Origin of the sequence: Pseudomonas sp. HLMP, from assembly GCF_046365545.1 — a bacterium.
GTDB lineage: Bacteria > Pseudomonadota > Gammaproteobacteria > Pseudomonadales > Pseudomonadaceae > Aquipseudomonas > Aquipseudomonas guariconensis_B.
On sequence record NZ_JBDLLR010000001.1, the window covers coordinates 4,872,267 to 4,892,926 of the forward strand.

The 20,660-nt window shown below is 67.0% G+C and carries 16 protein-coding genes and 1 pseudogene; 1 reads left to right on the forward strand and 16 read right to left on the reverse strand.

Annotated features, from left to right (window positions below; genetic code table 11):
- Nucleotides 1-50 precede the first annotated feature (50 nt).
- From ABFA30_RS22580 to ABFA30_RS22610, 7 genes and pseudogenes are all read right to left on the reverse strand, one after another.
- Nucleotides 51-893, reverse strand: coding sequence for a hypothetical protein (locus ABFA30_RS22580; protein ID WP_410045974.1), 843 nt, complete (start codon nucleotides 891-893; stop codon nucleotides 51-53).
- Nucleotides 890-1,465, reverse strand: coding sequence for a DUF4123 domain-containing protein (locus ABFA30_RS22585; protein WP_410045975.1), 576 nt, complete (start codon nucleotides 1,463-1,465; stop codon nucleotides 890-892). Before ABFA30_RS22585 ends, ABFA30_RS22580 begins: the two co-directional genes overlap by 4 nt.
- A complete protein-coding gene (locus tag ABFA30_RS22590) occupies nucleotides 1,462-2,355 on the reverse strand; it encodes a type VI secretion system Vgr family protein (protein ID WP_410046067.1) in 894 nt (297 codons plus the stop codon). Before ABFA30_RS22590 ends, ABFA30_RS22585 begins: the two co-directional genes overlap by 4 nt.
- A gap of 14 nt (nucleotides 2,356-2,369) precedes the next feature.
- A pseudogene (locus ABFA30_RS22595) lies at nucleotides 2,370-3,272 on the reverse strand (type VI secretion system Vgr family protein); the annotation flags it as partial.
- Nucleotides 3,273-3,766: 494 nt separating this feature from the next.
- Nucleotides 3,767-4,954, reverse strand: a complete 1,188-nt coding sequence (locus ABFA30_RS22600) for a hypothetical protein (RefSeq protein ID WP_225787964.1) — start codon at nucleotides 4,952-4,954, stop codon at nucleotides 3,767-3,769.
- An 84-nt stretch (nucleotides 4,955-5,038) separates the two neighbouring features.
- Nucleotides 5,039-5,506 carry a VOC family protein gene (locus ABFA30_RS22605; protein ID WP_253081378.1) on the reverse strand — a complete coding sequence of 156 codons (468 nt, stop codon included), beginning with the start codon at nucleotides 5,504-5,506 and terminating at the stop codon, nucleotides 5,039-5,041.
- A gap of 184 nt (nucleotides 5,507-5,690) precedes the next feature.
- A complete protein-coding gene (locus ABFA30_RS22610; RefSeq protein WP_410045976.1) occupies nucleotides 5,691-7,310 on the reverse strand; it encodes an NADP-dependent glyceraldehyde-3-phosphate dehydrogenase in 1,620 nt (539 codons plus the stop codon).
- Nucleotides 7,311-7,448: 138 nt separating this feature from the next.
- Between ABFA30_RS22610 and ABFA30_RS22615 the strand changes: the two genes are divergently transcribed.
- Entirely contained in the window at nucleotides 7,449-9,668 is a 2,220-nt protein-coding gene (locus ABFA30_RS22615; RefSeq protein WP_410045977.1) for a putative bifunctional diguanylate cyclase/phosphodiesterase, read from the forward strand.
- On the opposite strand, the gene ABFA30_RS22620 is transcribed toward ABFA30_RS22615, so the two are convergent.
- The 9 genes from ABFA30_RS22620 to ABFA30_RS22660 form a co-directional block, all read right to left on the reverse strand.
- Nucleotides 9,656-12,082 (reverse strand): TonB-dependent siderophore receptor, encoded by a 2,427-nt coding sequence (locus tag ABFA30_RS22620; RefSeq protein WP_410045978.1) that lies wholly within the window; start codon nucleotides 12,080-12,082, stop codon nucleotides 9,656-9,658. The genes ABFA30_RS22615 and ABFA30_RS22620 overlap by 13 nt on opposite strands.
- Nucleotides 12,083-12,188: 106 nt before the next feature.
- Entirely contained in the window at nucleotides 12,189-13,124 is a 936-nt protein-coding gene (locus tag ABFA30_RS22625) for a DUF4880 domain-containing protein (protein WP_410045979.1), read from the reverse strand.
- Nucleotides 13,121-13,636 (reverse strand): sigma-70 family RNA polymerase sigma factor, encoded by a 516-nt coding sequence (locus ABFA30_RS22630; RefSeq protein WP_225787957.1) that lies wholly within the window; start codon nucleotides 13,634-13,636, stop codon nucleotides 13,121-13,123. Before ABFA30_RS22630 ends, ABFA30_RS22625 begins: the two co-directional genes overlap by 4 nt.
- Nucleotides 13,637-13,745: 109 nt before the next feature.
- Nucleotides 13,746-14,546 carry a ChbG/HpnK family deacetylase gene (locus ABFA30_RS22635; RefSeq protein WP_410045980.1) on the reverse strand — a complete coding sequence of 267 codons (801 nt, stop codon included), beginning with the start codon at nucleotides 14,544-14,546 and terminating at the stop codon, nucleotides 13,746-13,748.
- The gene (locus ABFA30_RS22640) at nucleotides 14,518-15,684 is read right to left on the reverse strand and encodes a GNAT family N-acetyltransferase (RefSeq protein WP_410045981.1); all 1,167 of its coding nucleotides are present in this window, start codon (nucleotides 15,682-15,684) and stop codon (nucleotides 14,518-14,520) included. Before ABFA30_RS22640 ends, ABFA30_RS22635 begins: the two co-directional genes overlap by 29 nt.
- A 3-nt stretch (nucleotides 15,685-15,687) precedes the next feature.
- The gene (locus ABFA30_RS22645) at nucleotides 15,688-16,377 is read right to left on the reverse strand and encodes a GNAT family N-acetyltransferase (protein ID WP_253081382.1); all 690 of its coding nucleotides are present in this window, start codon (nucleotides 16,375-16,377) and stop codon (nucleotides 15,688-15,690) included.
- 34 nt (nucleotides 16,378-16,411) lie between these two features.
- The gene (locus tag ABFA30_RS22650; protein WP_410045982.1) at nucleotides 16,412-18,346 is read right to left on the reverse strand and encodes a hypothetical protein; all 1,935 of its coding nucleotides are present in this window, start codon (nucleotides 18,344-18,346) and stop codon (nucleotides 16,412-16,414) included.
- Complete coding sequence (locus ABFA30_RS22655) at nucleotides 18,343-19,647, reverse strand: oligosaccharide flippase family protein (protein WP_253081383.1); 1,305 nt, start codon at nucleotides 19,645-19,647, stop codon at nucleotides 18,343-18,345. The genes ABFA30_RS22650 and ABFA30_RS22655 overlap by 4 nt, the downstream gene beginning before the upstream one ends.
- On the reverse strand, nucleotides 19,644-20,654 hold the full coding sequence (locus ABFA30_RS22660; protein WP_225787951.1) for a polysaccharide deacetylase family protein: 1,011 nt from the start codon (nucleotides 20,652-20,654) through the stop codon (nucleotides 19,644-19,646). Before ABFA30_RS22660 ends, ABFA30_RS22655 begins: the two co-directional genes overlap by 4 nt.
- Between the last annotated feature and the right edge of the window lie 6 nt (nucleotides 20,655-20,660).

Genomic DNA, 20,660 nt, shown 5'->3' on the forward strand with positions numbered 1-20,660 from the left:
CGTTGCGCACGCCCTGGCGCAGCCTTTCCAGGCCGGGGGGTAAAAGGGGGTCAGACATGCGAAGGTGTGTCCTTGAGTGCGCGTTGGTGAGCGGCCAGTTGCTTGCCCAGCACCTGCCACCTCTGGCGTGCGGAGCCCTGTTCGTCCAGCGACGTGACCCAGGTGGCGAACAGCGGATTGAGGTAGAAATGGCGTCCGAAAGCGATCGCCAGCAGGACGTGCAGCAGCACTTGGTTGCGGGGGAGTGCCGGGAGGTGTTTCAGGTCATCGGAAGGCTGTGGCAGGCGCTTGCCGTAATGCCGATAGGCCAGGATCTCATTGCCATTGAGTTCCTTGTGTTGCAGAGGGCGGAGCCCATAACGCTCGCAGGCATCCGACTCATATTGGCAGTAGCAGTCCTCGTGCGTGTCCGAAGGTAGGCCGCGCAGGGCCATCAGCTGGGTGATCGAATGCCAGAGCCTGTCGTCGTCCTTGGCATCTTCACGCCAGCCCGACATGGCCAGGATGATGTCGTGCATGTGGGGCAACTGGGTTTCGAGCTGCTGACGGTGGGCGATCGCCTGCTCGGCCAGCAAGCCGAGCCGCTCATCCTGGGCCAGCCCGCCAGCTTGGGTGCCAGGCCACAGCGGTTGGCAGGCGAGGTCGTTCCACCAGCCCAGCCCGAGGAGGAAATGAGTAAGGACCAGCACGCTGTATTCCCGGGTGCTGCTGTACCCCTCGTGGCAGACCAGGTTGCCCGCCTGGGCGACCAGCGCGTGGATGTGTGCGTGGCGGGTATGCAGGCGGGGTAGCGTGGGGCCAAGGGTATCGAGTAGATACTGGGCCAACTGGCGGTTCGTGGCGTGCAGCGCGGCCTTGTGGAGCGCATCGAGGTCCAGGGGTGGCAATTTCATTGGCCGCCCTCCCGCTCAGGGCGCAGCCAGGCCAGGTAGCCCTCTTGCTCGCAGGCGTCTTCCGCTTGCTCGAACAATGGCTGGACGCCGAGTGCCAGGTCTGTTGCGGGGTCATGGAAATAGAGCCTGAGTACGCGCCCATGGTCGAACAGCCTGGCCAAGGTATCGGCGTGCTGTGCCAGTGATCCCACATACAGGCTCAACGACCGCGGGTCGCCAAGGCGTAGAAAGTACCGTTGCTTGCCTTGCTGCACCTTGCCGAAGCGGCGTAGGTGCTGCGCCAGTGCCTCCAGTGGCAAGGTGGCCTCGAACGCGGTGAAGGCGAGCGAGCCGTCCAGTGTGCCGAGCCACGTGTCCAGGTCACTACCGGGTTTCAGCGGGAAGAGTATCGGCGCATGCTTTTCCAGCCCGGGATTCTGCTCCAGGTACCAAAGGCACTGGTGTTCGATGGCATGGAACTCCAGGCGGCCGAGCAAGCCTGGGGTGGTAGAGGCTTCGGCCAGCAGGAACAGGCTGTCGCGACCTGCATCACCTATTGCTGCATGATCGCTCAATCGCTGATGCAGGCTCATGCGTCGTCCCTATCGGCAAAGGGGCATTCTTCGATCAGGGGAGAGCCTTCACGGATGGCCGCTTCAATCGCTTCGAGCTGCTCTTGCACCGGCGTCAGGTAGGTGACGTTGCCTTTGAAGCGGATGTTGGGCGCTTCCAGGGTAATGCCGTCGGCATCGAGGATGATCTTGCCGCTGGGGCCGCGGATATGGATGCGCTCGGTACCCTGAAGCATGTAGGACGGTGTCAGCAGGCGTTGGGCTGTCCGGGCTTCCACGCTGCGTGCGCCTTCGACGATGAGTGACTGGTTACCGCCGATGCTCAGGGAATGATCGGTTCCGATCGTGTCGTGGCTCGCGTTGCCGATGGAACGCACTTCATTGCGGTCGATCGTGGTGAAGAGGTCTTGCTGGACATGGTCGCGCCGGTCTCGCCCCGTCGTGGTCGATTCGTCACGGGCAACGCTCGAGCTGCAGTCGCGGCCGGTGGCAATCTTGCGGTCGTTGCCGACGGTGAGGGTTTCATCGTGCTGCACCTTGGTGTTCAGGTCTTTTTGCGCATGGATGAACACTTCCTCCTGCCCCAGCTCATCCTCGAAGCGCAGTTCATTGAACCCCTTGCCCTTGTGGGTCTGGCTCTTGATCGTCATGCGCGTCTTGTGCTTGGGCAGTTCGTAGGGCGGTAGCTGGTTGCCGCAATAGGTGCGCCCGATGATCATCGGTTGGTCGGGGTCGGCGTTGACGTACTGGACGATCACCTCTTGCCCGATGCGCGGGATGGCCATCGAGCCCCAGCTACCCCCGGCCCAGGCTTGCGACACCCGCACCCAGCAGGAGCTGAACTCGTTGTCCTTGCTTTCCCGGTCCCAGGGGAAGCTGACCTTGACCCGGCCCCACTCATCGCAATAGATCTCTTCACCGGGCGGGCCGTGAGGCGGGTTTCGGTGAAGGGCTTGCCGACCGCATCGCGTTTGTAGCGGCCGGGGTAGTCGAAGCGTTCATACGCCAGCGCCGGGTGAACGACCTCAGGGGCGTTCGCGGCATGTTCCTGGCGGTAGCCAGGGTTGGTGAAGGTGTAGTCGCGCTGCACCTGGCGTGTGCTGCGCACCTGTTCGCTGTAGCGCAGGCGTCGCAGGCAGGGCCTGGGTTGGTCGCCGCCGCTGTTGGCCAGGTACAGCACGGTGTGGGGAGCGGTGGGTTCATCGTCCTCGAAGAAGCCGTCATCCTCGTCGTCGTGCTCGCGGGCCCCTCGGCTGATCAGCCCCAGCGACAGCAGCCGGTCGGTGATGAGCAGCTTGTGCTGCTTGGCACTGTGCTCGAAGCGGTAGACGAAGCCTTCCTCGGCGGCCAGGCGGGTGATGAACTCGAGGTCGGTCTCGCCGGCCTGGACGCAGAACTCGCGAACCTGGTGCTCGAAGCTGGTGCCCAGCTCGAACTGGGTGATGCCCTGGCGCTTGAGCATCAGTTCGAGGATCTGTGGGACGCTCTTTTGCTGGAAGATGCGCCAGTTCGAGCGCAGGCTGGCGCGGGCCAGCTGGGGTTCGACGAGGGCGTGGTAGTAGGTGCGGTGGAAACCGCTCTCGCCCTGGCTGAAGCTGCTGACCAGGCCGTGCACGTAGCGCAACGGGCGTTCACCGCGCCAGAGGGTGAACAGGGCGGGTTTGTCGAGCAGTTCGCCGAAGGCGACATCGTCGTCGAAGCTGACCAGCTCCAGGTGCAACGTGAAGGGTGTGCTGAGGGCTTCGTGGAGCTTGAACGACACCACCTCGAACAAGGCGTTGCCAACAAGGGGCTGGAAGCTGTAACGCAGATCGGATTGGTGAGACATGGAAGATCCTTATCCAGATTTACCGAGCACCCGCTGTGAAAAGAGAGCATTCGGTAACGAAACAAGGTAAGGACCGTAAGTGGTGGATAAGAAGAAGTCTTGCCAGCAGATTCCTAGGTTGTTGTGGGAGATTTCGCTATTTATGTAGGTGTGCGCCTAACTCAACGCTTGGTTGCCAAGATCGCTATATTGTTTGGCTTCACTAGGCAAAAGGAATTCGCACAACGGTGATGTTTGCCCCCCGAGTTCATTGATGGGGCGTTACTGGCGGTGTGATTGGCGAACTGGCAGGCGAACGTATTTATGACTTTACCCATGATTGATGTGAACAGCTGGTCTATAGAGATTCAACTTGCTTTTATGATCAGTCCATTCGTGATCGGACTGCTCGGCGTCGATGGCTCGAACAACAAAAACGCTTCTGGGGAACGACGAGCGTCAAATCACGCTGGATGCTCGTCTCCGCAGCCCTGAATGAGAGGCGGCCTGGCCCCTCAACGCTCACGCATGAAGAACCCCGCCACATACTTGCGAAAGGTCTCCAGGCTCTTGAAGTCGGCATAGCGCTTGAAATTCTCGGCATCCGGCTCGGGCCCGGCCGGCTGCTCCAGCAGCGACACCGACAGCACCCGGTCCTGGTCGGAGGTCAGCACCAGTTCGTCCATCACCTGGCCGCCGATCACCGGGCGGCGCATCAGCACCTTGACGCCCTTGCTCGCCATCCAGTCGACCAGCGACACCAGCGCCTTGAGTGGCTCGCGTTCCTCGTCGCGATACACCGGGAACAGGTGCCCACGGGACAGCACCGGTACGCTGGCCACATGGATCAGCTCATAGAAGTGACTGCCGGCGCTGGTCGGCGAATACAGCGCCAGGGCCAGCAAGGGGCCGGTCGCCCGGTTGCCGCCCCAGTACAGGTGGTGACCCTGGAAGTCGAAGCCATCCTCGCTGCGGGCATTGAACAGCTTGCGCCCCTTGATCTGGTCGACACAGTCGAGCAGCAGCCCGTGGCGGCGGTGGTTGCCGAATACCGTGGCCTCGCGCAGGCGGGACTTGAGCATCATCATGTGCTTCATGTCCAGGCGGGTTTCCAGGTAGTTGCTGGCCGGGACCCGCTCCAGCAGCGGATACCGGCCAGCGACGCTGCGCAGCTCGGCGAACTGAGCGGTGAGGTCTTTCTTCAGGTGGGTGGCGTAGACGTTCAAGCCACTGGCTTCGATCCAGGTCAGCAGCAGCGACAGCAGGCGCTGCTGTTCGCGCCGCTCGTTGGCCTCGGCCGAGCCGCTGGCTGTTTCGCTGGCCCGGCGGAAATCGCCGAGCAGCCGCAGCGGTGTATCGGGCGGTAGCCAGGCTGCAGGTTGCACGGTCTCGGTGACACGCTCGGTGGCCTCGCGCTCGGCCTTGCTGAACGGGCAACCAGGGGCATGTTCGGGCGTGTCCGGGTTGTTGCGCAGGAACAGCGTGCCGGTGTTGCCGTTGAGGGTGACATTGAGCACCGGCACGGCATCCTTGCGGCAATCGCAGGCCAGCCACTGGTTGGCGCTGCGCACTTTCATCAGCCATTGATTGGCCTGCAACAGACGTGGGCCGGCGAGGGTGCCGGTGACGAAACCGGCCAGCAGTTCTTCCTCGGCCGGCGTCAGTGTGCGCACCTGGGTGGCGTTCTTTTCGATGATTCGCATGAAGCAGCTCCAAGCTACAAGCCTCAAGCTTCAAGCAAAGCCGCGCGGCATTCAACTTGAAGCTCGCAGCTTGCAGCTTGCCGCTCAGTTACCGGCGAACAGCTTGGCGGCGCGGGCGCGGATTTCCTCGGGGCTGAGGTCTTCCTTGTGGGTCGAGACGAACCACAGGTTGCCGAATGGGTCCTTGAGGACACCGCTGCGGTCGCCATAGAACTGGTCCTGCAGCGGGCGCACCGCGGTGGCACCGGCGGCGACGGCCTGGGCATAGACCTTGTCGCAGTCCTCGACATACAGGTGCAGGCCGATGGCCGTACCGGAGACCGACTGGCTGGCGGCCAGGCCGTCTTCCATGTCGCACGGGTCGGCGAGCATCAGCGAGGAGTCGCCGATCTTCAGCTCGGCGTGGCCGATGCGGCCGTCGGGGCCGTCGAGACGGAACATCTCGACCGCGTCGAAGGCCTGCTTGTAGAACTCGATGGCCTTGGCTGCGCCCTGGATGCCCAGGTACGGGGTGATGCTGTGTTGCCCTTCGGGGATGGGTTTGACTGCCATTGCCAGGTCCTCCTTCTTGGGGTGGGCTCATGCATGAGACGAAACTGTATGCTTGTACAGTTTCGCCGAATACGCAAATGTCATTTCCCCATTAGTGGCGGTGCCTTCAAGGTCTTTGCGTTCTAGTCGTCAGTTACATTGTTGGAAAGAATGCTGGGGCTGCTATACGCCCCAGCTGGCCCGGCTAGAAAATGTAGTCGGTCGTCAGGAAACTCGACTGACGGTTGCGGATGATCTCGCTGATCAGTTCCTTGTTGGCGTCCTGGAACTTGGTCGCCACCAGGGTGCGGATGGAGAACACTCGCAGGGCGTCGTGCACCGACAGCGTGCCTTCGGCGCTGTTCTTGCGGCCGTTGAACGGGTAGGTGTCCGGCCCGCGCTGGCACTGGGCGTTGAGGTTGATGCGCCCGACCTGGTTGGCGAAGGTGTCCACCAGCATGCCGATGGTGTGCGGGTCGTTGCCGAACAGGCTCAACTGCTGGCCATAGTCGGAGTCGAGCACGTAATCGATCACCGTCTGCAGGTCGCGGTAGGGCACCACCGGCACGACCGGGCCGAACTGCTCCTCATGGTACACGCGCATGTCGCTGCCGACTGGGTAGAGCAGGGCCGGGTAGAAGAACGAGCCACGGCTGTGGCCGCCGCCCGGGTTGAGCACCCGCGCGCCCTTGGCGGTGGCGTCGGCCACCAGGCCGTCGAGGTAGTCGACCTTGCCAGGCTCGGGCAGCGGCGTCAGGGCCACGCCTGGCTCCCAGGGCATGCCCGGCTCGAGGGCGGCGAGCTTGCGCTGGAACTTGTCGAGGAACGGCTCGACCACATCCTCGTGGACGAACAGGATCTTCAGCGCGGTGCAGCGCTGGCCATTGAACGACAGGGCACCGGTGACCGCTTCCTCGACCGCGTTGTCCAGGTCGACCTGGGGCAGGACGATCCCCGGGTTCTTGGCATCGAGCCCCAGGGCGGCACGCAGGCGGTGCGGGCGTGGGTGCAGCTTCTTCAGGTCGCTGGCCGCCTTGTGGGTGCCGATGAAGGCGAACACGTCGATCTTGCCGCTGGCCATCAGGGCGCTCACCGTCTCGCGGCCACGGCCATAGATGACATTGATCACCCCTGGCGGGAAGCTGTCGCGGAACGCCTCCAGCAAGGGGCGGATCAGCAGCACACCGAACTTGGCTGGCTTGAACACCACGGTATTGCCCATGATCAGCGCCGGGATCAGGGTGGTGAAGGTTTCGTTGAGCGGGTAGTTGTAGGGCCCCATGCACAGCGCCACGCCCAGGGGCGCGCGGCGGATCTGGCCGAGGGTGCCCTGTTCCAGCTCGAAGCGGCTGGAGCGGCGGTCGAGGTCCTTGAGGGCGTCGATGGTGTCGACGATGTAGTCGCAGGTACGGTCGAATTCCTTCTGCGAGTCCTTGAGGTTCTTGCCGATCTCCCACATCAGCAGCTTGACCACCGCCTCGCGCTGCTCGCGCATGCGCGCCAGGAAGGCTTCGACATGCTGGATACGCTCGGCCACGCGCATCGTCGGCCAGGCGCCGCGACCCTTGTCGTAGGCCTCGACCGCGGCGTCCAGGGCGGTGAGGGCGGTCTCGGCATCGAGCAACGGAGCACTGCCGAGCACCACCTGGTGTTCGCCATCGCCGTCCTTGATCCACACTGGACTGCGTACCGTGGCCAGCGGGCCGTCCCAGCGCCTGAGCTGGCCGGCGACCAGGTAGTCGCGTTGCTCCAGGGGCTCGCCCAGGCGCCAGGCCTCGGGGATGTCACAGGCTTCGGGAAACAGCGAATCGAGCAGACGGTCCATGGGTACTGCACCTCACTTTTTCTTGGGGGTGAAACGCTTCAGCTTGCGAGCATGCACCCTGGTGAAGAAAAACACCAGTCTGGCTCAACATTGGCGCCACCGCGCCGATACAGGATGAATAGACCTCGGCCGCCGCCCATGAGAACCCTCCCTACCCCCCTCGATGAACCGGCGCCTGCAAAAGGGACATTGCGGCGTACCCTCGGTCGCCTGCTACCGGTCGGCTTCGCCCTGGTGGGCATCGGCCTGTCGGCGCTGCTCGGGCACCTGGACCAGCAGCGCCGGGAGAGCGAGCAACTGGCCAACCTCAGCGCACGCCTCTCTGGCGTGCGTGCCGCCCTGGAGGCACAACTGCGCGCGGCATTCGGCGAGGCCGAGGGCATCGCCCAGTTGATCGCCGCCGATGGCCGCATCAGCGCCGGGCACTTCCACGGCATGGCCCGTGGCGCGCTCGACTCGGTACCCTACATGCGCCATGTCGCCCTGGCACCGGCGGACGTGGTGCGCGATGTCTATCCGCTGGAGGGCAACCAGGCGATCATGGGCCTGGACTACCGCCACCTGCCGGACCAGTTCCCCCTGCTGCAGTCGGCCCGCGAACACCAGCAGGCGGTGCTGGCCGGGCCGGTCCAGCTGTACCAGGGCGGCCGGGCGCTGATCTACCGGCGCCCGGTGTTCATCACCGGCAAGCGTGGGGTGAAACTCTACTGGGGCAATGTGTCGATCGTCGCCGATACCGACCGCCTGCTGTGGGCGGCAGGGCTGGGGCCGGAGCTGGAGATCCAGCTGGCCGTGCGCGGAGGCGATGGCAAGGGCGCCGACGGGGCGCTGATCTGGGGCGATGCGCGGCTGTTCGACGACCCCTTGCTGAGCCAGACGGTCGAGGTGCCGGGCGGGCACTGGCAACTGGTGGCCGCGCCCCGCGATGGCTGGCCGACCCTGGGCCTGTTCGCTTCGCCGCTGTTCTTCTTCGCCTTGGGCTGCACCGGGCTGTTCAGCCTGTTCGTCGCCCAGCTCAGCGGCAATCATCGCCTGCTGCAACAGCGCAACCGCGAGCTGCGCCAGTCCCAGGCCCGCTTCGAACGCCTGGCCCACTACGACACCATCACCGGTTTGCCCAACCGGGTGCTGTTCCAGCAACAGCTGGCCCAGGCGATCGCCCAAGGCGAGGGCCTGGCGGTGCTGATGCTCGATATCGATGGCTTCAAGCAGGTCAACGACAGCCTTGGCCATGCCATGGGCGACCTGTTGCTGCAGCAGGCCACGGCGCGTTTCCTGCAGGAGTTGGACACCCCGGACCGGGTCTGCCGGCTGGGCGGCGACGAGTTCGTGTTCATGCTCCAGGGCAGCCAGGAGCAGGTCAGCCACCAGGTCCGTGCCCTGTTGCACTGCCTGCAACGGCCCTTCGATCTCAACGGCAATGCCGCGTTGGTCACCGGCAGCATCGGCCTGGCCTGGTGCCCGCGGCATGGCGAGGACGTCGACAGCCTGTTGCGCCATGCCGACACCGCCATGTACGTGGCCAAGGAGAGTGGGCGCAACGCCTGGCGCCCCTATCATCCCGACATGACCGAGCGTCTGCAGCAGCGCCTGGAGCTGGAACGCAACCTGCGCCGGGCCTTGCAGCACAACGAGTTCGAGCTGTGGTACCAGCCCAAGGTCGACCTGTTCAGCGGGCGCCTGGAAGGGATCGAGGCATTGCTGCGTTGGCGCGACCCGGAGCACGGTCTGGTGTCGCCGGGGGCGTTCATTCCCCTGGCCGAGCGCACCGGACTGATCATCCCCCTGGGGGAGCGGGTCCTGGAGCTGGCGTGTGCGCAACTGGCAGCCTGGCGGACCGAGGACTGCCTGCCTGGCCCGCTGGCGGTCAACGTGGCGGCCCTGCAGATCGAGCGCAGCGACTTCGTCAGCAGCCTGGCCACGGCCCTGGCGCGCCATGACCTGGCGCCGCATCTGCTGGAGGTGGAAATCACCGAGAGCCTGTTGATGGAGAGCCAGCAGCAGGCCTGCGCGGTGCTGGCCCGGTTGCAGGCGATGGGGGTGACCACGGCGGTGGACGACTTCGGCACCGGCTACTCGTCGTTGGCCTACCTGCGCGCCTTGCCCATCGACCACCTGAAGATCGACCGTGCCTTCATCAAGGACCTGCCCGATGACGACGACGCGGTAGCCGTCGCCCGGGCGATCATCGACCTGGGCCATGCCCTGGGCTTTCGTATCACCGCCGAGGGCATCGAGACCCAGGCCCAGTACGACTTCCTGCGGCATGCCGGCTGCGACCAGGGGCAGGGCTTTTTGCTGGGCCGGCCGATGCCGGCCCAGGCGTTGCAGCGCTGGCTGCTCGACTACCAGCGGTAGGTCAAGGTGGCCAGCAGTGTCCGGCGCTGGCCGTAGTAGCACTGCAGGGCGTTCTGGCAGAACGCCACGTAGCGTTTGTCGAACAGGTTGTTGGCGCTCAGGCGTAGGTCGGCGCCATCCAGGCGGCCATCGGCCTTGCCCAGGTCGTAGTGCAGGCTGGCATCGAACAGGGTGCGGCCCGGCATTTCCAGGGTGTTGGCCGCATCGCCGTAGGCCTTGCTCATGTAGCGTGCGCCGAAGCCTATCCCGGCGCCCTGCAACAGGCCGTCGCCCAGGGTGTGGTCGAGCCACAGCGAGGCCTGGTGCGCAGGTACCTGGACCAGTTCGTTGCCCTTCAGGCTGCTGCCGTCAGCTGCGGTATTGGCCTTGGTGACGCGCGAATCCATGTAGGCATAGGAGGCCAGCAGGTCCAGGCGCTCGTGCAGGCTGGCCTTGGCGTCCAGTTCCAGGCCGCGCACTCGTGCCTCGCCGGTCTGCACGTTGAAGCCGGCGTGGGTGGGGTCTGGGTCGGGCGTGGTGATGTTCTCCTGGGTCAGCTCGAAGGCCGAAAGCGTCACGAACGCGTTGCTGCCTGGCGGTTGGTACTTCACGCCCACCTCGTACTGCTCGCCGGTCATCGGCGTGAAGGGGCGCCCGGAGAAGTCGGTGCCGTCCAGCGGCTCGAACGAGGTCGAATAGCTCAGGTACGGCGCCAGGCCGTTGTCGAACAGGTAGGCCAGGCCGATGCGGCCGGTCGGCTTGTCTTCGCGCTGCTTGCTGCGGTTTTCGCCGGCCAGGCCGCTTTCGGTGCGGGTCGAGACCCAGTCCTGGCGGGCGCCGAGGGTCAACAGCCAGTTGTCCAGGCGGATCTGGTCCTGCAGGTACAGGCCGGTCTGTTCGCGCTGCTGGTGGTAGTCGATCCGGGGAATCAGCTCGGGCACCGCCTGGCCGTAGCGCGGCGCGTAGATGTCCAGCGGGGTGGTGTAGAGCCCCGAGGCGAACTGGTATTCGTCGGTCAGGGAGAGATAGTCCACGCCTGCCAGGAAGCGATGACCGAGGCGGCCGGTGGTGAAGTCGGCCTGGGCGAAGGTATCGACGGTGACGCTGCGCGCCTGGCCTTCGCCACGGGTGGCGACACGGCTGAGTTCCCGGCCGTCGGCGCTGAGCAGGTAGCCGGGGCTGGCGCTGTTGTCGATCTGCACGCGGTTGACCTGCAGGTTCTGCTGCAGGCTCCAGACGTCGTTCAGGCGGTGCTCGAGCAGGTAGCCCAGGGAGAACTGCTCGCGCTCGTAGCCGTCGAAGCCGGGCTCGCCCAGGTAGCGGTTGCGCGGCAGGCGGCCGTTGGCGCCGGCGTGCAGGCTGGCGTCGGCCGGCAAGGCGACGTAGTCGGAGATGCTGCGGTCTTTCTGGTAGTGGCTCAGCAGCGTCAGGCGGGTGTCTTCGCTGGGCTGCCAGGTGAGGGCCGGTGCGATGAACTCGCGCTTGTCGTAGCCGTGGTCGACTTCGCCCTGGCTGTCACGCAGCAGGCCGGTCAGGCGGTAGGCGAGGGTACCGTCGTCGTCCAGGCCGTCGCCGAAGTCGAAGGCGCCCTGGGTGCGGTCGTTGCTGCCGGCCTGTAGCTGGATCTCGTGCACGGGCGAGAAGGTCGGGCGCTTGCTGACCAGGTTGGCCAGCCCGCCGGGGGTGTTCTGGCCGTAGAGCACCGAGGCCGGGCCCTTGAGCACTTCGATGCGTTCCAGGCCATAGGGCTCGATGCGCATCATCGCGGCGCTGTAGGCACCGTAGGGCAGGCGCGAGCCGTTGAGGTTGTAGCGCAGGAAGAAGCCACGGCTCTGCAGGACGTCGTTGCGGCTGTCGCTGTCGCCGAAGGAGGCGACCACCCCGGGGGTGTAGCGCACGGCCTCGGTGACGTTCTGCGCGCCCTGGGCCTGCATCTGGTCACGGGTGACCACGTTGACCGTCTGCGGGACCTCGAGCAGCGCACTGTCGCTCTTGGTGCCGGTGGCGCTGCGCGTGGCCACGTAGCCGCTGACCGGCCCCCAGGCCTGTTCGGCGGCCGTGGCGTCGATCATGACTTCGCCGAGGTTGACCTGGTCGGTGCGTTGCCGGTCCAGGGTCAGGATGCCGCCGGGGGTGACCTGCAGCACCAGGCCGGTGCCGGAGAGGGCACCGGCGATGGCTTGCTCGGCGGTCATGTGGCCCTGGATGGCCGGTGCAAAGAAGCCGCGTACCCGTTCCGGCGCATAGACGATGGTGCGCCCGCTCTGCCGGGCGACCTGATCGAGGGTGGTGGCCAGCGAGGCGGCGGGCAGGTCGAATGTCCAGGTCTGCTGGCGGCTGTCGGCCTGGGGTTGGGCGCAGGCGACGCCCACCGGCAGGCAACAGGCCAGTGCCAGGCAGAGCGGGGCGAGCAGGAAGGGGTGGCGTGGGGGCATGAAGGGCTCCATAGGTCGGTCGGGTCCGCGTTTTTCGTGCGGCTTCAGGACCTATGTGTGACGAGAGCGCGAAAGCGATATAGGGAGATGAAAAAAATTGATCTGGCTAACCCCGCAACTCGATGCGGGTCCACCAGCCCAAGGTCTGTTCGATCCTCAGCGGCATGGTCTGCTCCAGGGCGCGCAGGGCGCCGTCGCTGTCATCCAGGGGGAACAGGCCCGATACCCGCAAATCAGCGGCCTGCGGGGCGATTCTCAGGATGCCCCGGCGGTAGGGCCGCAAGGCCTCGACCAGCTCGCCCAGGCTCCAGTCATCGACGCTGAGCCAGCCGCCGGTCCAACTGCTCTCGCCGCGTCGATGCTCGGCCAGGCGCTGGATACCGGCGACATCGAAGCGCACGCCATGCCCCTCGCCGAGCGTCGCCTCGGCGCTGCCCAGGGTACGAATGGCGACGCTGGAGGCCTGTACCCACACCCGGCTCGCCTGCGCCTGCAGGGCAACCGTGAAACGGGCATCCGTCGTCTGCACCTGGCCGTCCGGGGTGCGCACGGTGAACGGCCGGGCGCCCGCGACGACCTGCAACTGCAGCTTGCCCTTGCGCAGGCGGACCTCGCGGGCCTGGGCATCGAAGTGCAGGTCGGCGGCACTGCAGGCATCGAGCAGCAGCCGGCTGCCGTCGGGGAGGGTGCGGGCGAGCCGCTCGGCGGTGCCGCTGCGCAGGTCGGCAGCCAGTTCCTGCGCCAGGTCGGTCTTGCCCAGCAGGTAGCTGCCCAGGCCGAGCCCGGCCATGGCCAAGGCGCCACGCAGCAAGTGGCGGCGGTCGAGGCTGGGCGCCGACTGCAAGGTCTGGCGCAGTGCAGGCCCGCCCTCGGCCAGGGGCGTCAGGGTCAGCGCCAGATGGCCCTGGACCCGTGTCCAGGCCCGGACATGGGCCGGATCGGCGGCCAGCCAGGCCTCGAAGGCCTGCTGCTCGCGTGGGGACACCTCGCCGGAGCCCAGGCAGGCGGTCCATTCGATGGCCTGTTCGATGGCCTTGCTCACGACAGCAGCTCCTGGCAGCACAGCTTGAGCCCCTTGGCTACGTACTGCCGAACACGGATGGTCGAGACGCCAAGCTGCGCAGCGATGTCGGCGTACTTCATGCCGTCGAGCTGACTGCAGAAGAACGCCGCGCGCGCCCTGGGCGACAGGCCGTCGAGCAAGGCGTCGATGGCCAGCAGCGTTTCCATCGCCAGCGCCCGTTCCTCGGCCGAGGGCGCGGTCGCCTCGGGTTCCTGCGCCAGGGCCTCGAGGTAGGCGCGTTCCAGGTCGCGCCGGCGCCAGCTGGCATAGACCAGGCGCTTGGCGATGGTGGTGAGGAACGCACGGGGTTCGCGGATGCTGTGTGGCGCGGGATGGGCAACCACTTGGACGAACGCTTCGGCGGCCATGTCTGCCGCGTCGTGGCGGCAACCCAGGTGGGCCCGCAGGCGCCCGAGCAGCCAGCCGTGATGCTCGCCGAACAGGCGATGCAGGACGTGCTGGCGCAGGGAGGAGGTATCCGGTGACGACATGGGCGAGGCAGGTATGACATGAAATGAGAAGGATTATTATTTATTCCCGCCCCATCAGACAATATCCCGACGCCCCCGGCCTGCCGACCGGGGACGCGCCGGCAGGGTTTCAAGCCGGTTCGACTTCGCTGGGGCAAGGTTTCTTGCCCGGGACCAGCGCCTGGTAGCCGATCCTGCCGACCGCGCCCAACTGCGAGTCGACCAGGGCCTTCAACGACTCGCCGCTGGCCAGGTAGGCATCGCCGAAGTCATGGCCGCCCAGGGCGCTGGGATGCGCCACCACCTCCAGCACCCCCGCCTTGGGCGCCAGCCCCGCCTTCAGGTCCACGGGCGTGCAGACATAGTCCGCGCTCGCCCCGCTGAGCTGGCGCAAGCGCCTGTTGAGCAGCGTCTTGAACAGCCGTTTCAACGGGCCGATGTTGTGCCCCAGGTTGCGCGCCAGGCGCACCGGTACGCCTTGCTGGCGGGCGAAGCGGGCGACGATCTCGCCGATCGGCCAGATGTTGTGCACGTGCTGGTGCGAGTCCAGGTGGCTGGGCACCAGGCCGTGGTCCAGGCAGTGCTGCCACTGGGCCTGCAGCTCCTGCTCGACCGCTTCGCGTTCGCTGCGGGACAACCGCAGCGTGCGGCGCTTCAGGCGCAGGTCGAACTCCCCATGGGGGGCGCAGAACCGTTGTTCGGCGAGGATCGCCTGGCTCAACGGCCGCCCATAGGTCAGGTTGAAGTGCAGCCCGATCCGCCCCTTGAGCGCTGGTTGCTGGGCCAGCACGCAGGCACCGGCGAAGGCGGGCATGTTGGCCATGGCCGTGGCCGAACTGATCAGGCCCGCCTGGAAGGCATGCAGGATCACGGCGTTGGTGTGGGCGCTGAGGCCGAAGTCGTCAGCGTTGACTATGACCTGGGATGGCATCCGGGCTCTCCTGTGGGGGATGGGGGACAACATCGCCCGCGGCCGTGGCCGCGCGCTTGCGCAGGCGTGGCTTGAGCCACTGCCAGCAGCGCAGGGCCAGGCCCAGGGCGATACCGTCGAGGCGCCAGCTGTAGCAACTGATGCGCCACTGTTCGAGTTGGCCTGTCATGCGTTCGTAGAGCTGGTGGCTGGAGTTCTCGAGGCTCACGCGCGAGGCATCGACCCAGGTCCAGCCGTCTTCCAGGCCCCAGTGGATCCACTCCTCCAGCAGCACGCGGCCGCTGCCCAGGTCGCGATGCTCGGGGACGAAGGCCAGGTTGTAGTCGTAGACCCGGCCACGCTCCAGCAAACCCAGGCGATAGCTGATGCAGCGCCCGTCCAGCTCCAGCAGCACCAGGCACACCAGGCCTTCGGCAGCCAGGGCGGTGAAGGCCTGGTACATCCACTGGCGGCGCGTGTCGCCGGAGAAGATGCCGACCTCGTCGTCGCCTTTCCAGCTGGCCGCCTCGACGGCGCTCACGGCGTCGAGCAGCGCGACGATGTCTTGCGGCGTGGCCAGGACCCGCCGCACCAGGGCGCCGCAGGCCTTGATGCGCTTGCGCGCGCGGCGCAGTTTGTAGCGCGGGTCGCCGCTGACCTCCTGGCGGTCGGCCTCGCTGATGCGGTGCACCGGTACCTTGCAGGTCAGGCGCCGTTCGTAGGTCGAGCTGGCCATGGCCCATTGGCGCAACCAGTCGTCGCCGTCCTCGCCGGGGACTTCGCCAAGCTGCAGCAGGGCGTGGGGCAGGCGCTTGCGGATGACCTGCAGCACCTGCCTGGCGCAACGCTCGGGCAGGTCGACGAGCAGGGCGATGCGGTCGCTCAGTGGATGGCCCAGGTGCCGCACCACCGGCACGTTCAGGGGGCCGAAGGGTTCGCGCTGGCGCACCAGGGGCAGGCACAGGCACAGCCGGCCGTCCTGATGCCCCAGCAACACCTGCAACTGCTGGCCTGGCTGCAGGGCGGCCTCGGCGGCGCGCAGCCAGCCCAGGTGGTTGAATGGCGTGCTGCCGGGCAGGCGGCGGCGCAGCGCCTCGTAGCCGGCGGCGGGAAAGTCGTCGGTGCACAGCGAGGCGCACCAGCTCAGGTCCAGGCCCATGGCTCAGGACGCCGTGGCCGTGGTGCCCTCGGGCACCGGCTTGCGCAGGGGCTCCAGGCGCGACGCCTGGTAACGGGTTTCGCGAAAGAACTTCCAGCGGCCGAACAGGCAGTACACGTTCATGATTCGTCCTTGCTCCTGGTAGCCCATGCGCAGGTGTAGCTTCAGCGCCGGGATGTTGTGTTGCTCGCACACGTCCACCACCTTGTTGCAGCCTTGGGCGGCCATGGCCTTCCACAGGGCCAGTTGCAGGTCCACGGAGAGCTCGGTGCCCCAATACTTGCGGATCAGCTCGCCGCCGAACTCGAAGAATTCGCCGGGCCCCACCGGGAACCAGCAGCCATAGAAGTGCCGGTCGTGGTAGTGCCGCGGGCTGCCCCAGATGAAGGCCACGGCATCGCCGTCGTCGTCGAGGAACATCAGCCCGGTGTGGCCCTCGGCGGCCAGCTCGCGCATGGTCTCGACCCGGTCGCCGAAGTGCCGGGCAAAGGCCTGTACGTTGTTCGCCGTGATCGTCTCCACGCGCAGGGGCGGGTAGGGTTTGAGCCGGTGCGGTGGCACCGGGGTCTCCAGGTCGCGCTCCATCCACAGCAGTTCCCAATGGTAGAAGACGTAGTGCCGGAAGGCGCTCGCCAGTGTGTCGCGCAGTCCCTTGCGCTTGATGCGGTCCTGGAGTTTGCTCAGTACGTGCATGGTGCCTCCTGATGGCTGCAGGTCGAGGCGCGCCTCATGGCGCGCTCCAGGTCAGGGCGAACAGCGTCTGCCCTGGCAGTTGAAAGTGCAGGGTGCCGTCGCGGCAGGTGAAGGCGGCCTGCCGGGCCTGGCTGTCGGGGCCGAACAGTTGCAACTGGCCTTGCGGGCACTCGCGGCGCGCCGGTGTCCCGGCCAGGGTCAGGCCCACCTGCTGCACGCGCTCGGTTTTGTTGACACCTAGCAGGCTGCGCTGGCGGCCTTCGGCCATGGCCAGGGCATCGACTTCGAAGGCGTCGTTGTCCAGGCTCAGCACCTGGGTTAGCCAGTGACGCTGGATGAACTGCTGGGCGAGCCCCACCGGCTTGAGTTCGAAGTGGTCCTCGCCGAGCACGCGGACCATGCCCTTGGGCCACTCCGGCTCGTCGGCCACATGGAACCAGTTGAGCATGTCGAGCAGGCCATCGGCCGAGGCGTTGACCACCACCGAGGCCCACCACAGGCTGGCGTAGTGGGTGTCCTGGTCGTAGCGGCTCAGGCTGGAGCCGCTGGACATGTTGGTCTGGTCCAGCAGCAGCGCCTTGCGCGGCCGGCCCTGGTCGTCCAGGCCAACCAGTGCGGCGGCCTGGCGCACGCTGTCGCGGTAGCTGCGGGTGGCCAGCAGGTCGCGGACCATCCACTCGTGCCAGGCCAGCGCGTCGATCTGCGCGTCGTGTTCGGCGAGCAGGCGCCGCGACCAGTCCAGGCCGATGCGCTGGCGGCTGCCTTCGTGGAATGGCCCGTTGACCAGGTTCGAGCTGGCCGGCATGGCGATGCGCACCCCGGCCTCGCGGGCACCGGGGAAGCGCTGGACGCGCTCGAGCATGGCCTGGAAGTAGCGCCGGTAGCTGGCGTAGTCGCTGTAGTTGAGGTTCGGCTCGTCGGCAAACGCCAGGTAATGCAAGGCCTTGCCGCCCAGCTCGCGGGTGGCGGTGAGCCAGGCGTCCAGGCCATCGTCGCTGGTGCGGTCGGCAGCCAGCACCGAGCGCCGTCCGGTGCCCGAGAGCAGGGTGATGTCCTGCGTGATCGGGTAGCGCTGCTGGTAGAAGCGCCGGAAGTCGTTTTCGTAGTTCGGCTTGCGCGCCAGCAGGTCGAGCAGGCTGTAGTAGCCGGCGGCCCGGGGCTGCAAGGCATCGAGCACCGCATGGCTGGAAGGGGGCGGCATCACGTAGGGCAGGTTGACGCCCAGGCTGGGCGTCGGGCCCAGCACCCTGCCGCCCAGGCGCAGGGCGACCTGGCCCTCGGCGCTCGGCAGTGGGCCGAGGTCTGCGGCGCGCTGGGCGAACAGGTTGGCGCTGCCGTCGAGCCAGAACGCCGCCTTGCCCCGGCCTTGCAAGTGCAGGCGGTAGGTTTGCGCGGTGCTGGATACCGGCAGTGCCAGTTGGTCGAATTGCCAGTAGGCGCGGTAGGGCTTGAGCGTCAGCTCCAGTTGCCGCTCGTCGCCCAGGCGCTGCACCTGCAGGCCGCGCACGCCACCGTGGTACTTGCCGGCCAGGGTGGCCTGCACACCGGCCGGCACCTGGAAGAACAGCGTCACACCCGGCCCCACTTCGGCGCTGAAGTGCACCTTGGCCGGGGCGAACAGGGCGCGGGTGCCGTCGCTGTACTCGACTCGGTAGCGGCGGAAGCTGTAGCCGGGGATCTCCAGGCGGTAGGCGTTGTCGCTGGCAGGCAGCGGCCAGCGCTGGTGGCCGCGGGCCTGCTCGGGGGGGATGTGGCGCTCGGCCTGCAACTGGCCCTGGCCGTCGAGCAGGTAGATCCGTTCATGGTTGGCCTCGGCCTGCCAGGCCGGTCGCCAGCGGATGTCCAGGGTGTCGCCGCGGGGCGCGAGCAGGTAGAGGCTGCCATCGCGGATATCGCCCCACGACAGCGGTGCCGCCTGCGCGGCAGTGCCTAACGTCAGGCTGGCGAGCAACAGGGCCAGGTGCTTCATGCCGGCCTCCGTTGCAGCATCTGGCGCAGCGGCGCCAGGTCGCTGGGCAGCACCAGCAAGGTCTGCCACAGGGGAACGCCGCTGAGCCGGCAGTACAGCACCAGCATCGCCACCGTCACTGCCAGGTAGGCGATGGACGAGGCCAGCGCGGCGCCGACGATGCCGAAAGTGGGGATCAGCACCACATTGAGCACCAGGTTGAGCGCCGCCCCCAGGCCCATCAGCAACGACACCGTGCCGGGGCGGTTCTTGCCCAGCAGGTCCAGGCGCAGGATGCTCGCGTAGCACAACCCCAGCAGCCCCGGCAGCAGGGCGAGCAGGGCCGGGTAGGCCGGCTGGTACTCGGCACCGAACAGGGTGACGATCAGCCACTCGCCGATCAGCGCCATGCCCAGGCAGGCGCCGAGCATCACCGTGGCGGTCAGGCGCAGGGCCAGCGGGGTCAGTCGCTCCATGCCGGCATCCTGCTGCAGCAGGCGTTTCATCAAGGGCGTGGTGACCGCCTCGGGGACGATCAGCAGCAGTTCGGCGGCCGCGCTGGCCATGGCGTAGTGGCCCAGGGCGGTGCTGCCGAGCAGGGCGCCGATGAACAGGTAGTCCGAGCGCAGGATCATCTGCTGGAACAGCACGTCCGGGTGGCTCCTGGCGCTGTAGGCGAGCAGTTCGCGCTGGCCGCGGAAGTCCCAGCGCAGGCGGATCGAGTGCTGGCGGCCGAGCCAGTACAGACCCAGCAGCGCCACCAGGCCCAGGCCGCCAAGCCAACTGATCAGCGCCGCCTCCAGGGCCGCGTCGTGCCACATCCAGAACAACCCGACGAACAGCAGCAAGGGCACCAGCGACTCGGTCAGGCGCAGGGCGTTGAAGGCGCCGACGCCGCCGGTGCTGTTGTGCAGGGTCAACAGGCCGCTCTTGAGCACCGTCAGCGGCACCGCCAACAGCAGCAGCCAGGCCAGCAGGCCGAGCTGGGCGGTGGCCTCGAGCTCGGTGCCGAAGGTCCGCGCCAGGGCCACGCACACCAGGGTCAGCGCCCCGGCGATCAGGCAACCGTAGACCAGCACCTGGCTGAGCAGCAGGCCCAGGCTGCGTTGCTGGGCCGCCTGGTAGCCGACCGCGGTGTTCAGCCCACCGCTGGTGAACGCGCTGATCAGGTCGGGCAGGGTGCTGAGCAGGGCGAACAGGCCACGTTCGCTGGGGCCGAGGATGCGCGCCAGCAACACGTTGCGCAGCAGGCGCAGGGCGATCATCGCCACTTTGGTGCCCATGCTCAGCAGCATGTGGCGCAGGTAGCTGTTGCGATTCATGCCGTGCCTCCGCGGCTGATGCGCCAGGCCAGCAGCGAAGGCCGGCTGGCGGTGCGCTGGCTGACCCCGATGCGTGGCAGGGCCAGCGGGTCGTCATGCCCCTGGCAGATCCCGGCGCGGGTGCTCAGGGCATAGGGGTAGCGGTGCGCTGCCAGGCGCGCGCGAACCCGGGCGTCATGGTCGCCATTGGGGTAGCAGTACACCGGCAGCGGCTGCGTGCAGCCTTGCTGCAAGGCCTGGTGGCTGCGGCTCAGCTCCTCGTCCAGGCGCTGGTCGTCGAGTCCCGGCAGCAGCGCGTGGCTGGCACCGTGGGGGCCGAAGCGGATCAGCCCGGTGCTTTCCAACTGGCGCACCTGGCGCCAGTCCAGGGCCTGGGGCTGCGACTCGGCCGGGCAGGCGTCGGTCAGCAGGCACAGTGCCTGTGGGGCGAGCGACTTCAGGCTTTGCAGGTAGCCGGCCAGCACCTGGCTGCGGGCATGGGGGCGCTCATGGATGAAATAGGCCGCCGGCACTGGCCGGCCGACCTTGCGCAGTTGTTCGATCAGGGCCTGGCGCGGCGCCTCGCCATGGCTGCCCCACAGGGTCTCGCCCAGGCTCTCCCACCAGAAGCGCTGGCGGCTGCCGATGTAGTCGGTGGACAGGAAGATGCTCGCCGGCACCTGGTGCCGTTGCAGCAGTGGAAAGGCATGCAGGGCATTGTCGCGCCAGCCGTCGTCGAAGGTCAGGGCGACCTTGGGCCGTTGTGTGCCACGGGGGTGTTCATGGGCCTTGAGCAGGTCCATCAGGTGCACGCAGTCGAAGTGCCGTGGCAACCAGCGCAGCAGGCACTCGAAGGCCTGCGGTCCGACGCACAGTTCATTGCGATGGGGCAGGGCCGCGCTCGCGTCGTCGGGCAGCACCCGGTGCAGCATCAGGATGACCCCGGCGCCGCGCAGCTGGCTGCGGCCCTTGGGCGAGTTCAGGTACAGCCAACCGCCGGCACGCTTGAGAGTGGTCTTGATCGGCATGACAGG